This window comes from Roseibium sp. (assembly GCF_048260565.1).
In the GTDB taxonomy this organism is placed as follows: domain Bacteria; phylum Pseudomonadota; class Alphaproteobacteria; order Rhizobiales; family Stappiaceae; genus Roseibium.
Genome location: NZ_JBLXGP010000015.1, coordinates 37066 through 49735, shown reverse-complemented (window position 1 = coordinate 49735; position 12670 = coordinate 37066). Strand labels below are relative to the sequence as shown.

The following is a 12670-nucleotide window of genomic DNA, read 5'->3' as shown; positions in this document are numbered from 1 at the left end:
TTTTCTGCCCAAAGTAAAATAGTTAATCAGAAAGATACCTGTGCAGCACCGAAAATACTCCCGCCGTTTTCCAAAGGCTGCGATTGCCGATCACATACAGCGAAGCTTTTGCACGGGTAACCGCAACGTTGACGAGATTTGGCCTGCCGCCGGCCCAATTGCGAGCACCATTTTGTGAGGAAGCTTGTGCGCCAAGGACGAAGAAGACGATTCCGGCTTCACGCCCCTGAACGGTATGAACTGTTCCGACGTGTTCCCAAACCCAAGCATCAGGTCTGTCGACCCAACCGCTCAAAATACCGCTGCTAAGGAGTTCCTGGCGCAGATTATCCTGCACGATGACAAAAGGCGTCACAACATAGAGATCCGCTTCAGCTCCGCTCGCGCGAAGCCTTTGCAGCATGTCTATCAACACTGCTGCTTCATCAGCGCACCACTTGTCAGGACCGGGTTTGCCGACAACATCTACCCAGCACGAGTAGCCAAGGACCGGATTTGCGTTTGACGGTTTTTTAGCCTGCACCATCAGGTTTGAATAGGCAATCTCGTTCGAGATATCGAACATTGGACTGTCGCAGCGCCGATGTACAAGAAGCGGCGCGCCAACATCGCGGTGGCCGCTGCCGATCGGGAACTTGGCACAATACATACTGGCCGCATCCGCCACCGTCTGTATGGAAGCTTCAGGCGCATTGTATTTTAGCGGGTCAATGCCGAAGAAGGCGCATATCTCTTCCGTAAGGCTGTTCGGGAGCGTAACGACAGGTTCGATCTGAAGCGGGTCGCCAACTACAGCCGAACGCTTTGTCCTCATCATTGCGCCAACGGCGGCCTGCGGCACAGCTTGTCCTGCTTCATCTACCAGAAGCCATCCCAAGGCTTCCGTCGGCAGCCGTGAGAACATCCGGTTGACCGATGCAAATGTCGTCGAGACCACCGGCACGACCAGGAAGAAAGATGACCATAGGTCGGCGATCAGTGCATCTTTTTGCGGTGTGCCGAGTGAGCGTGTACCGAAAGTCTCGACAAAAACAGAGAGGTTTTGTCGCAACGGATCGGCTGCACTGTCAATGAAGGCGCGATGCAGTTGAATAGCAGCCTCAAATACATCATCGCGCTGCCGGCTCGCGGCCTTATCGAACCAGACGCTGGCCATTTGAATGTCTTCATGCGCTCCGGCAAAGAAGCCAGCATCAGGAATAGGTACATCGATCTCTGCGCGCGCCTGATTTAGGCTTGCCTCAAGATCGGATTTTTCAGCGCGCAGCGTGTTCAGAGATTTTTGTGTCTGTGCGATCAGTTCTTTTTTCGTAGCCAGCTCGGCGCCAAGATCATCGGAAATTTTTTTGCGGTTCTGAAATAGCTGCTGGTCGCCGTAGGCTTTCTTTGAAAGGCTTTGCTGTTCGCCGTGCCAAGCTCGGAAGCGAGCCGTTCTGAACAACCGCGCGAAAAAGCCAGGGCGTAATGCAAAATGTGAAGCCTGCGCTTGCCGGGAAACTCTGATCTGGATTTCAGCTTCCTGTTGCTCGTTTCGAGCAGTCGCGAAGTCGTTTTCTATGGTCCGCGTATCTACTTCAAGAGGAGGTAGCCTTGAAGCGAGATTATTGATTTCGGTTGCGACATGCGCCAGGCGGACGAGCTGCACATGAAGCTTTTGTAGGTTGCTTTGCGTTCGCTTGAAAGCATCAAATTTGGTCTTGAAGGTGGAGCGGGCTTTTTCCCACCGCGCCTGAGCTTCGCGGTTGTTCGATGGTGGATGTTCGCAGTCGATGATTTGACGGTTTCGCTTTAGCGGAGGACGGCCGCCACCTTGAGGCTCTGATACAATCTGCGGTACGCCGCTGGCATGATTGAGATAGGTGGATAGACCATTCTCTTCATCTCGCCAGAAACCTTGCGAGAACAGGTAGCGGTTTGATGAATTGCCTAGGACAGCGGCAATGATACCCCACGTTTCACGTTCAAGGACGTTGTCCGAAACGCTCTTGAAATATCGGAGTTCGGGCGCGTCCGCCGCGATTGCGTCCAGCGCGGGAAGTTCTGCGCTGACATTCTCGACGGCTTTGTTGTTCGATGAGGTGACAACCATCTCAAAACCTTTGAGACGCTCGTCCAGCTTATGAAGCGTGATCTTCGCTCCGCTGCGTTGAAGGCTTTGACTGGTTGGCGTGAACGCCTGTGATGGGCGATTGAATTCACTCATCACCACCGCGCGTTCGATGATCCGCGCTGCCACAACATCGCGAAGCAATGTTGTCTTACCAGTGCCAGGCGGACCATTGACGGCGAGGATACTGGTTTTAAGACGCGCGGCATTTGTAGCATTGACTGCCGCTTGCTGTAACAAAGCCAACGGAAAGCGGCCATTGCCCGGCCACTTGCCGGACGGCGTTAATGCGGGCTGCAACAAGTCCTGTAGACCCGCATCGTCTTCCAGCAAGTTGGTGCGATGCGATGGTTTCTTGATGCCAAGGTAATATTGAAGCGCTTCGGGCAAATTCCCCGTTTGTGCCAACACGCGGGCAGCTGCCAAATCCTCCAAGAAGAACGAATTCAGCAAACCCGGTTCGGGTGGCGTCTTGCTGGCAAAAAACTCATAGCGCCGCAACGCGAAATAAGGCGCTTTCACCGCATGACCACCAAGGTCCAATGCGCTGACGAGATGATCGAATAGTTTGGTAATGTGCTTCTTGGTGAGAGGTATCACGTCATTATTCCGATCATACTTGATCAGAATCTTCCGGAAGGCAGCCATCAGGAGTTTTTCCTGCGCTGGCCAGTCGGCAAGTTTTTTAAGATCACCCTGCAAGGCGATAGGCACGCCCCAGGCGAAGCTTGAAATCGCCGCACCGGTGTCCTCTTCAAGTGGCCTTCCGTCTTTGTCCAGCAAAATGCTGGCTACCGGACTATGCCCCCGCATGCTGGGTTTATCGGGACGCTTATCCGCATAGACTTTCAGGAGCGATTCAACAGCGGGAGCCAGCTCTATCGCCCCGAGGATCAGCTCGTAATAGAGCCGCTTTTTGGGGAGAGACTTTTCTCCCAGCTCCCATGGCAGAGGCGCTTCGTCGAAGCGGGCAATCTTTTTGCGATCACCGGCGACCAAGTCAGTTTCTCGTCTGTACCCCTGCGGTGACAACACCTCCAAAGCCGTCCACGCGCGCAGAATATCTTGCGCGTCATTTGTGATCGGTGGCTTGGCCACGGGTTTGATAACAGACTTGATTGGTTCAGGCGGTTTGAGGGTTTCGGAGGGCTTTGGAGGATCGTCGAATGGCAGCACAGGTTCGTGCTGTTTTGTTTTGTTTTCTTGCTTGGGAGTTGTCTTTTGAGTGGCAGGTTTGGAAAGTTGGCCAGTATTCGCAGCCTCGACTTTCATCTTGAGAGCAAGAGCTCTTTGCGTGCTGCGGAAACCAAGTTCGTGAACCAAGCGATTGAGCGTTTCTCGATCACTGCGGTTGTCCTTAAAAGCCTTTTCCAGCTCCATAATCGATTTGTTGAAATACGGTCTGTTCGTCATGCGATCTTGGTCCAGTTTGGCGCATGAAACCGCCATACCTTTTAGTTTATGTATTTGCTTTTTAATAACTATTTCGCAATCAGTGACTGATTGCAAGAAGTTCAGTAAAAACTTGTATTTTGAAGGATTTACAACACATGAGTGAAAGCTGAAGGACCTGGCAAGCTAACGAGGTTCCACCAACTGTGCTCAGAAAAATTAGGAAATACACCGCCTTACTCTAGCTGAGTCGAGTAAAATTGTTTTCTGTTAGAAGTTCTTAAAGATAATTTTTAAGCTGCAGAATTTTGTGACCGTCTTGGCGAAGAAAAGCATATAGAAAAGCAGGTTCTTGGATTTAAGCGGCAACCAGGTGAGCTCTCGTGAACCAAGTTCGTCTTTGCCGATCTTGGCCATTCGGCTTCGATCCCTGATGTTTTAAGAGGAATCGGGTCGAAGGGCTTTGCCCTTACCCCTCAATATGCAGCCTACTGGGACGGTCAGGGCCGCGTTTTCGCAGATCGGTACGATCCGCTCTCCCCGCAGCCCGGCCCGCCACGTCTGCACATCTCTCCCGTATCCCATCCTCGCCGGAAGCAGGGTTGCAAGCGCAACCCATTTCTTATTTTTGGAGGATGACATGACGACACTTTTTGCCCAGCCCTATGACATCTCAGCATCTGGCTTTTATTTCGAGACTTTTGAGGACTATCAGGACAAGGCAATCAAGGCGGTGAACCGCTATGGGGAACCCGTCGAGGAATTCGAAATCCAATTCATCGATGGCGAGGAAATCGACTCCGAACTGGCCAAGGCTTTCGGTGTCAATCAGGCCAATTTGGAAAGCTTCTTCGAAGCCATTGAGGATCTGGACAAGCAAGACAAGCAAAAGCTGATCATTGCCGTTGGTGACTGTGGCTATGACCTTGAAAGCGTTCTGAGCGATCCGGACGGCGCGGATGTAGATATTTTCTATGTTTCCAGCATGCGCGAATTGGCCGAGCAATTTGTCGAGGAAGGGATTTTCGGGCCGATACCGGAGCCTCTACAATTTTACATCGACTACGATGCGATTGCCCGCGATCTGGAGATGGATTTCTCTGAAATTGTGATTGCCGGGGAAACCTGCGTCTACCGCTGCCATTGAGGAGGAAGCGCGAACAGGAATAGCCGTAGTTATGTTAAGTTATTCATTTTTATTGACTATTTCAAATTTCCCTGCTAGAAATGAGACAGTATTCCTACAAGTGCATCCGGATTTTCGCCCGCCTTCGGCCTTTGATGAGCCCACGCGGGGGAGCGGACGCATTTTTTTATTCATTTCCACTCAACCGCATTACGTGCGGCCCGGCGGCAAGGCAGGGCCGCGCGGGAAAGGCTTTCTCATGACTTTTGACCTTGAGCGTTACCGCGCTCACATCGCCCCCTTGAACCTCCCCAGAGAACAAGAAGACGAAATGCTCCGCGATCTCTGGGCCATGACCGAGGCTCTGATCGATCTGACCATCGCCGCGCCAACTTACCCCCTGCAATTGGCCATCACGAAACAGGCATTTGATGCCATCGAGGAGGCGCTTGCCTTAGTATCGGAAGGAACAACAATAAAAGAGGAGGCCCTATGAGCATTGCCGTCATTTACACGCGCGTTTCCAGCAAATCCCAGATGAAGAAGGGCGACGGCCTGGCCTCCCAGGAGCGCCGCTGCCGCGACTTTGCGGCCTATAAGGATCATGAGGTTGCCGAAGTCTTCAAAGATGAAGGCGTATCCGGGGGCCTTGCGGATCGTCCGGGCCTTAAGGAGATGATGGTTTGGCTGCGCAAGCACCGTTCGGCGGAGCCTGTCGTCCTGATCGACGATGTCTCCCGGCTTGCCCGCGACACGGAAGTCCACCGCAAGCTGCGCAATGCCTTCGGGTCAGTCGGAGCACGGCTGGAAAGCCCCTCCATCGAGTTCGGCGAGGATGCCGATAGCGTTCTCTTCGAAAACATCGTCGCCAGCATGGCGCAGCACCACCGCCAGAAGAACGGCGAGCAGGTGCGCCACCGCATGAAGGCCCGCCTGATGAACGGCTATTTCGCGTTCTGGGCCCCGACAGGCTATCGCTACGCCCGCGTGAAGGGTCACAGCGGCAAGTTTCTTGTCCGGGACGAGCCCAATGCCAGCCTCATTCAGGAGGCTTTGGAAGGCTTCGCCACGGGACGTTTTCAGACCCAGGCGGAGGTAAAGCGCTTTTTAGAGCCGCACCCGATCTTCGCCCGCGACACCAACGGTGAAATCCACCCGCAGCGGATCAAGAACCTACTGACCAACAAAATCTACGCGGGCTATTACGAGTACAAGCCTTGGGATGTGCCGCTGATGAAGGGCAAGCATGAAGCCCTGATTTCATGGGAGGCGTTCCAGAGCATTCAGGCAAGGCTCAACGAAGGCAGTCACGCCCCGGCCCGTGCCGACGCCGCCGAAGAGTTTCCACTCCGGGGCTTTGTTACCTGCGATTGCTGCGGCCATCCCCTGACCGCCTATTGGGCCAAGGGCCGCAACAAGCGCTACGCGTACTATGAATGCTTCAACAAGGACTGTGACGAGCGCCGCAAGTCCATCCGCCGTGACGTTCTGGAAGGGGAGTTCGAAGCCCTGATCCAGCAGATGCAGCCTTCGCAAGAAGTCTTCACCATAGTTGGTTTCATGCTCCACGATCAGTGGAACAATCGCCTTCAGCGCTTCAAGGAAAAGTGGCAGGAGCAGAAGCGGGCGCTTGCGGCCATCGGCACGACAATCGGCAAACTGACGGATAGGCTGATCGAGACCACCAGCCCCTCCGCAATCAAGGCCTATGAAACCAAGCTGGAAAAGCTGGAAGCCGAAAAAGCGCTGATTGCCGAGAACCTGACGAAAAAGCCTGACATCGGACAGAACTTCGATGAAAAATTTCGAACCGCTCTGACGTTCCTTGCAAGCCCTTGGAATCTCTGGGTTTCACCACATCAGGCCCACCGTCAGACCCTCTTAAAACTGGTCTTCGCAGCCCCGTTGCCATATGCCCGGAATCAAGGTTTTCGAACCGCGAAAACCACCAGTCCGTTCAAGGTGTTAGCCGCCATGAATGACGATGAAAAGGAAATGGCGGAGAGGAAGGGATTCGAACCCTCGAGACGGTTGCCCGTCTACTCCCTTAGCAGGGGAGCGCCTTCGACCACTCGGCCACCTCTCCGGTAAGGTTCGTGTACGCGGCAAAGCCTCGCAGATCAAGGCGTATTTTTTAGTCAGCCGGCATTTTCCACCAAGCGGTTTCAGGCAATTTCACCTCCCGAAGAACGAAGATCGGAAGGGTGCGGAGTTCGAATTGCGCTCAAGGTCCGGGTATTCCAGTATACGAACCATTCCGTTCACGGTCCCCACCGGAAACCGTCGAAGATCTTGTACAAACCGGCCAGTGCCAACGCCCCGACGATCGTGTTGATGGCTTTACCCCTGATGCTTTTGGTGCCTTTGCGCAGATCCCGAAGGAAATGCATGTCCTTCTGAGCTTCCAGCGGATGGTCCGCATCGACACCCAGGGCGCGTAGGGTTTCCCTTGCCCCTTCCCTGCCCGCATTGCGGGCAATGTCATGTAGGTCTTCTTCGGTCATTTGGCCCCCTCATCAATTCCCGCGCCAACCTGATCATGCCAGTCGGCGCAGCGTTTCACGCGGGCGTTGGCCCGGCCGAGCGCCCGGTCGGTGCGGATCAGGGCCGTGTCCAGCGGTTCGCCCATACGTACGCCGGAGCGTTCCTGCTTACGGCAATCGTCCGGAAGGTTGGGCCTTACCTTCTGGGCTTCAAAGGTGCCCAGAGCGGCACCCGCACGCTCTGCACGCTCCTTATCGGTGGCGCAGGCGCCCAAGAAGAGCGCCATCAACAGCGCAATCGTCAGCGACGGTTGAAACATAATGCTCCAGCTCCTGGTAGGCGGCTTCCGCATCTGCGTTTGCTTGGGCGACTTGGTCGAGAAGGATTTTATTGGCGGATGCAAAAACGGCCGATCGCCGTTTCAGCTCGGCCAGTTCCGCGTTCTTGGCGGATAGCTCCACATCGGCCACATAATCGGCAACGGCACGGCGGACAGCGCTGGTCTTGTCGACTGTGTGCCAGGAGAACAGGGCTGTTGCGATGAGAACGACAACGCCGGCCCGGCTGCTGAGGAAGTGCCAAAGAATGCGCAGGATCACACCCGCCATCATTTCAGCCCCTCGATGCACAGATCGTGCTCTGCGGCCCGCCGGTTCACCAACCCCTTGATCCTGCGCCCACCGGCCTTGTTGAACCAGGTCGCGGCGTCGCAGGCGCCGCGCACATCCCCGGCATTCAGCCTTCGGGCCGCCGTCGATCGGCAAAAGGCCCCGACACCGATATTGTAGGCGAGCGACACGAACGCGATGTAGCTTTTCTCCGGGATGCGGTCCGGCGCCTTAAGACACCTGCGCATCCCCGCCTCGTGGCGTCTAAGGGAGGCAAGTAGCATTGCGTCGCAGTCCGCCTTGCTGTGCCGATCGCCCAGGCGCACACCGCGTGTCTCGCCGTAACACACCGTCGGCACCCCGACGATATCCCTGTAGGCCGTCATCCGGAGACCCTCCCAGGCCCCGACAAAGGCAATCGCACCGGCTGCCGCGGCACCGGCAAGACGCGTTCTAGTCCTCATCGCGGATATCCTTCTGTGCAAGCAGCCGGGCCACAAACGCCCCTCCGACCGTCAGGCCGGACAACGCGGCAAACAGGCCGGGCGGAATGAAAAAAAAGCCGCCCAGCAAAGGCAGGGCGGCCTCGACGCCGGACAAGAACCCGGCAAGCAGCATCAGGCGGATGCTCCAGGCACGCCGGAGCACCATCCGCCAATTAGGGATCAGCAAAGGAAGTTCCTTTTCGGAAAGGTTGCGGTAAGCATTGGTTGCAGGTAGCTTTCCGGCTACTTCAAATTCAGCATCCGGAGCCCAAAAGTTGATCCCTACGAAGACCGTAAAAGGCTGGGTTCTCCCTCAGAATGAGATTCACTTCGAAGAAGTCCTAACTACCGGCAAGGAAGCTTCGGCAAACGGCGAGTATCAGAAGGAACAGCGCGACCAGGCACTTTCTCAGGTGACCTCATTTCGCCGGGCTATCGATATGGGCGCATGTGTCGGCTTCTGGTCGCGGGACCTATGCAATCGATTTGCGCATGTTGATTGTTTCGAGATGTACGAAGACAACGCGGAGTGCTTGAAGTTAAATCTTGCAGACAAGAACAACTACACACTGCATCAGGTCGGCTTATCTGACAAAAGAGGCACGAACACCGTTTATGTAAATGAAGAAGCCATTGGAAGCGCTTCATTTTTCAGTAGTGGCGTGAAATACACAAAGACGACCACAGCGAAATTTACCAAGCTCGACGATTTCAATTTTGCTGACGTGGATTTCGTCAAGATTGACGTCCAATTCCACGAACTGCAGGCGCTCCGCGGCGCCCGCAAGACGCTTGAGCGTAACTCTCCTGTACTTTGCATTGAATGTTGCCGGCGCACATCTGACGAATACATCTACGTCGCGAGAATCATCGAGTATCTGCTTGATCTCGGATATGAGGTTAGTGGCGGGTTACGGAAAGAGCTCTTCTTCCGCAAAAGCGCTGATGCGAAATTTAGAAGGTTTTTCGAACCAGCCCTCAAGCGACTGAATTATACTCCATTCTCGTGAACAACAAGCCAATCGGCTAATCATCTGACGGGTTGGAAAAATTAGGCAATCACTTTGTTTGAACTAGAGATATCGGCCTGACCCCTGTGCGACTTTCTGAGTTTTTCGACACTGTTCATGCGTTTGAACCCTCGCCATTCCTAGACAAGACGCTGCGCAGGAATGTCATAAAGCACACCAATGTTACCCCACATCGGTGCGCTATCAACGGTCATCTGGGGCCGCTTCCGGACCCTGACAAAAGCAATTATTCCGGTCGCCGTAGCACTGGCAAGACACGTTCTAGTCCTCATCGCGGAAATCCTTCTGCGCAAGCAACCGGACCACAAACGCCCATCCGTCTGTTAGGCCGAACTGCGCGAAAAACAGGCCGGGCGGAATGAAAAAAGCCGCTTAGCAACGGCAGGAAGGCCTCGACACTGGACTGAAGCACGACAAGCAGCATCAAGCGGATGCTCCAGGAACGCCGGAGCATCATCCGGCAATTGGAGGTCAGCACAGTTTTGCCTTGGATTGTTTCCCGACGTTATTGTAAGTCGAGGTTACGGTTGGTTTTTATCCCAGCAGAGAAGTAGACTTGGAGTCCGAATTTTGAGCACTAAAAAGGTAGCTGTTTCAACAAGCACTTCTGTCCTTGGGGCAGTGATTGATCATCTATTTCGGCGTAAAAATCTCCGCCATATTTCCCTCATAGACGGATTCTGGGTACCGCTCACTGAGGCTCACAAATATGCAAAGCTAAATTTTATCGAAGGAGTGCCAGATCAAGATTCCACAAAGATTCGGCAGGTCATCGAATTACTTCCAAAACTCCGCTGTGCACTTGATGTCGGTGCAAATATCGGGACGACCGCAACTGTCCTCGCAAACCATTTCGAAACTGTGCAGGCGTTCGAACCCGCCCCGGATCTGTATGAGGCCTTAAAACGAAACCTGGTCGGATATCCGGATGCTCAGGCAAAACTGATGGTGGTCGGTGAAGAGATCGGAGAAACCTATCTCACCCTCTACACAAAATTTGGCCAACTCTCTCATGTCGAATCAGGACACCTCGCTACAAAGAAATATCGTAAAGTCGGTCCCATCAAGCAGATCACAATCGATAGCCTGAACCTGAATGATGTGGACTTCATCAAGATCGATGTTGAAGGCTTTGAGGGGCCAGTTGTGAGTGGCGCCAAGGAAACCCTACTCCGCTGTAGGCCTGCCGTTCTTGTCGAGCAGGCTGGGAACGAGGAGAAAAACTTCGGGCGTCCTGTCAACGAGGCTTCCGTTTTTCTAGAATCCCTTGGGATGATCCGTCACCCGAATTCACCCAGAAAGATGCATAAGGACCGACTCTACATCTTCCCGAATAAAAGCTAATGGGGGCTAGAATTTTACTCCAAAAAACCTCAGCGTCCTTTGCCATTTTTATCGAATAGATCACGATAGCTATAGCTCTGCCTTTACAACCCGGCCTCAGAGATCGAGCCGGACCCAGGGAACTTTAAATCCTTACCATGCCTATAGCTCCCCGTCTGCCGTCCAATGAACTAGTGAGTAGCCGTTCCCTCCGGCGAAACCGGAGTTATTTTCGAGGTTGAATCCGACCGCAGAGGCATAACTGAACCCATAAGTGATGTTCGTACTGTTCGCCGCGTCCCACCCAAACCCAGAGGCCCCATTCTGGGGAGAGTAAGCAATGAGCGTTGGCAGAGTACGCATAGCAACCGGGAAGCGTTGTACGAAACCAAACGTGCCCTGCACATTCGTCCCGGCTACGTTCCTTAGCATAAGGCTGGCGATACTCGTGAGCGTTCCCGGAGCCGTATCGATCTCATAGGATTTGCAGTAATACCGCTGGCACAAAGCAAGCTCCTGTTGCTTGTGCCTCGCTTCGAAAGGATCGTCTTCCGTGGTCGCATCGCCCTTGATGAGACACACATGGGTCATGCGCACCGTGAAAACCACGGTAGGGTCGAAATTGAACCGGAGCGCCACATAGTCATTGCCGTCCGAACCGAGCGTTTTTCCAGAAACAGAGGGAAGCGTGAACCGGACCTGGATCCGTGTCCAACTGCCTGATGGATATGATGCAGCGGGCAGGATCTCGGTATAAACCTGCCCGGATGGTGTTCCGCCGGTCCCGTAGAACTGAACCAGGCTAACGCCAATATCGGTCGCCGCATCGGGTTTCACATAGGCTGTAACGGTTGCTTCCTGTCCGGCAAGTGTCTCCACCCCTTCGATGCGTTGCTCGATATAGCAGGTCTCCGCTCCGGCAACCGTTTGGTTGATATAGGCATAGTGTCTCGGAGAGCCGGGTATTTCGGCGATGCCGCCGAGACTGACACCAGACTTGACAACCGTTCCGGTTCCTCCGGTCGACGGCCGCCAGTACCACCGGTCGGCGCAGTATCCAGTGGAAGCAAACCCGGTTTCCCCCCGCTGCCAGATCTCGAAGTCGCCATTGATGATCTTGTTCCTGAAGCCCCCCAGCTCCCCCGCGTCCCGTTTCATGACCACGGGATGTCCGCCGGCGGTGGTTCCGTCATGGAGGCGAAGGTTGTGGTTGGTGGTGTCCACCGTGATTTCGCGCGGAGCGCCGATGAAGCTCTCGTGTTCCGCCGCCGTACCGCCACGTCTTTGAATGCGCGTGCTCATGCCGTGATGTCTCCATAGTCAAGAATGTCGCCGGGGGTTTCCGCGATCGTCCCCCAGTCCGCCAGGTATCCGTAGGTCTGGAACGCGTCCCGATAGGCGTCCATGCCGGCCGCCAGGGTCGCGGCGCGGTCCGCTTCCGTCTTTGCCGCCGCCGCCTCGTCCGTTGCATCGGCCAGGGCGGTGTCCGCCAGCGCGGCATAGCTTGCTGCCTCCGAAGCGCTGGCGGCGGCACTCGCCGCAAGGCCATTGAGAACCGGCGTCACCGCATCAAGCGTCCGCTTGTTCACCGCGTCTTGAGGGTCCTGCGGATCCGGTAGCCCCGTCACGGGCGTGCCCGCAACGTCATAGACCCCGTTCGTTTCGAACAGCGCCCGGTTCGCCACCGACTGCATGTCGATCGCGCTGCGGTCCAGCGCCCTTTCGATCACCGCCGGATCGATCTCACCGCCGTCGAAGGCGTAAGGTTGGCTGTAGCTGCTGGTAAGCGAGACGATCAGCTGCTCCCCGCCCTGAAGATCCGTCGCGGTGAAATGCACGGTTCCGTTCGCAAAGTTGCCCCCGGTATAGGACCACGCCCCCGGCGACAGCCCGTAGATCCATTCGGTCCGCTTGCCGTTCCCGTCCACGTGGATGACTTCCAGGTTGTTCTGGTCGATGAACTGGAAATCCAGATCAATACGATCCGTCACGCCGTCGCCCGCGATCTGCGCGCGCCCGGCCGTCAAAACGCCAATTGTCATGAGGGTCCTGTCCAATAAGAAAACCCCGCCGCAGCGGGGTAAAAGGTGATTGCGGGCTGGCCGCAGTGGATG

At 55.0% G+C, this 12670-nt stretch carries 12 protein-coding genes, 1 tRNA gene and 1 pseudogene; 5 read left to right on the top strand and 9 right to left on the bottom strand.

The genetic code is table 11. From position 1 onward, the window contains the following. Window positions 1–22 precede the first annotated feature (22 nt). On the bottom strand, window positions 23–3520 hold the full coding sequence (locus ACN0SO_RS23420) for a DEAD/DEAH box helicase (protein WP_417681662.1): 3498 nt from the start codon (window positions 3518–3520) through the stop codon (window positions 23–25). A 619-nt stretch (window positions 3521–4139) separates the two neighbouring features. Here ACN0SO_RS23420 and ACN0SO_RS23415 point away from each other — a divergent pair. The 3 genes and pseudogenes from ACN0SO_RS23415 to ACN0SO_RS23405 form a co-directional block, all read left to right on the top strand. Beyond that, a complete protein-coding gene (locus tag ACN0SO_RS23415; RefSeq protein ID WP_417681660.1) occupies window positions 4140–4646 on the top strand; it encodes an antirestriction protein ArdA in 507 nt (168 codons plus the stop codon). 31 nt (window positions 4647–4677) lie between these two features. Next, window positions 4678–5121 (top strand): hypothetical protein, encoded by a 444-nt coding sequence (locus ACN0SO_RS23410; protein WP_417681658.1) that lies wholly within the window; start codon window positions 4678–4680, stop codon window positions 5119–5121. Beyond that, a pseudogene (locus ACN0SO_RS23405) lies at window positions 5118–6080 on the top strand (recombinase family protein); the annotation flags it as partial. The gene ACN0SO_RS23410 and the pseudogene ACN0SO_RS23405, both read left to right, overlap by 4 nt. A 541-nt stretch (window positions 6081–6621) precedes the next feature. Here the strand turns inward: ACN0SO_RS23405 and ACN0SO_RS23400 are convergent. The 6 genes from ACN0SO_RS23400 to ACN0SO_RS23375 form a co-directional block, all read right to left on the bottom strand. Further along, a tRNA-Ser gene (locus tag ACN0SO_RS23400) sits at window positions 6622–6711 on the bottom strand. Between the two features lie 175 nt (window positions 6712–6886). Next, window positions 6887–7129, bottom strand: a complete 243-nt coding sequence (locus ACN0SO_RS23395) for a DUF6127 family protein (RefSeq protein WP_417681657.1) — start codon at window positions 7127–7129, stop codon at window positions 6887–6889. Then, on the bottom strand, window positions 7126–7395 hold the full coding sequence (locus ACN0SO_RS23390; protein ID WP_417681655.1) for a hypothetical protein: 270 nt from the start codon (window positions 7393–7395) through the stop codon (window positions 7126–7128). The genes ACN0SO_RS23395 and ACN0SO_RS23390 overlap by 4 nt, the downstream gene beginning before the upstream one ends. Continuing rightward, window positions 7361–7717: a hypothetical protein gene (locus tag ACN0SO_RS23385; protein ID WP_417681653.1), complete on the bottom strand. Its 357-nt coding sequence runs from the start codon at window positions 7715–7717 to the stop codon at window positions 7361–7363. The genes ACN0SO_RS23390 and ACN0SO_RS23385 overlap by 35 nt, the downstream gene beginning before the upstream one ends. Then, entirely contained in the window at window positions 7717–8181 is a 465-nt protein-coding gene (locus ACN0SO_RS23380) for a lysozyme (protein ID WP_417681651.1), read from the bottom strand. The genes ACN0SO_RS23385 and ACN0SO_RS23380 overlap by 1 nt, the downstream gene beginning before the upstream one ends. After that, window positions 8171–8389 (bottom strand): hypothetical protein, encoded by a 219-nt coding sequence (locus ACN0SO_RS23375; RefSeq protein WP_417681649.1) that lies wholly within the window; start codon window positions 8387–8389, stop codon window positions 8171–8173. The genes ACN0SO_RS23380 and ACN0SO_RS23375 overlap by 11 nt, the downstream gene beginning before the upstream one ends. An 88-nt stretch (window positions 8390–8477) precedes the next feature. Between ACN0SO_RS23375 and ACN0SO_RS23370 the strand changes: the two genes are divergently transcribed. Next, complete coding sequence (locus ACN0SO_RS23370) at window positions 8478–9212, top strand: FkbM family methyltransferase (RefSeq protein ID WP_417681647.1); 735 nt, start codon at window positions 8478–8480, stop codon at window positions 9210–9212. A 591-nt stretch (window positions 9213–9803) separates the two neighbouring features. After that, entirely contained in the window at window positions 9804–10577 is a 774-nt protein-coding gene (locus ACN0SO_RS23365; protein WP_417681645.1) for an FkbM family methyltransferase, read from the top strand. Between the two features lie 141 nt (window positions 10578–10718). Here ACN0SO_RS23365 and ACN0SO_RS23360 read toward each other — a convergent pair whose 3' ends face one another. After that, the gene (locus ACN0SO_RS23360; protein WP_417681643.1) at window positions 10719–11858 is read right to left on the bottom strand and encodes a hypothetical protein; all 1140 of its coding nucleotides are present in this window, start codon (window positions 11856–11858) and stop codon (window positions 10719–10721) included. Continuing rightward, a complete protein-coding gene (locus ACN0SO_RS23355; protein WP_417681641.1) occupies window positions 11855–12598 on the bottom strand; it encodes a hypothetical protein in 744 nt (247 codons plus the stop codon). Before ACN0SO_RS23355 ends, ACN0SO_RS23360 begins: the two co-directional genes overlap by 4 nt. Window positions 12599–12670 lie beyond the last annotated feature (72 nt).

What these genes read in the sequence shown, in the direction of transcription:
- ACN0SO_RS23385 (WP_417681653.1), bottom strand. Translation starts at nt 7,717, where the DNA reads ATGGCGGGTGTGATCCTGCGCATTCTTTGGCACTTCCTCAGCAGCCGG.
- ACN0SO_RS23380 (WP_417681651.1), bottom strand. Translation starts at nt 8,181, where the DNA reads ATGAGGACTAGAACGCGTCTTGCCGGTGCCGCGGCAGCCGGTGCGATT.
- ACN0SO_RS23415 (WP_417681660.1), top strand. Translation starts at nt 4,140, where the DNA reads ATGACGACACTTTTTGCCCAGCCCTATGACATCTCAGCATCTGGCTTT.
- ACN0SO_RS23395 (WP_417681657.1), bottom strand. Translation starts at nt 7,129, where the DNA reads ATGACCGAAGAAGACCTACATGACATTGCCCGCAATGCGGGCAGGGAA.
- ACN0SO_RS23410 (WP_417681658.1), top strand. Translation starts at nt 4,678, where the DNA reads ATGTTAAGTTATTCATTTTTATTGACTATTTCAAATTTCCCTGCTAGA.
- ACN0SO_RS23390 (WP_417681655.1), bottom strand. Translation starts at nt 7,395, where the DNA reads ATGGCGCTCTTCTTGGGCGCCTGCGCCACCGATAAGGAGCGTGCAGAG.
- ACN0SO_RS23355 (WP_417681641.1), bottom strand. Translation starts at nt 12,598, where the DNA reads ATGACAATTGGCGTTTTGACGGCCGGGCGCGCGCAGATCGCGGGCGAC.
- ACN0SO_RS23360 (WP_417681643.1), bottom strand. Translation starts at nt 11,858, where the DNA reads ATGAGCACGCGCATTCAAAGACGTGGCGGTACGGCGGCGGAACACGAG.
- ACN0SO_RS23420 (WP_417681662.1), bottom strand. Translation starts at nt 3,520, where the DNA reads ATGACGAACAGACCGTATTTCAACAAATCGATTATGGAGCTGGAAAAG.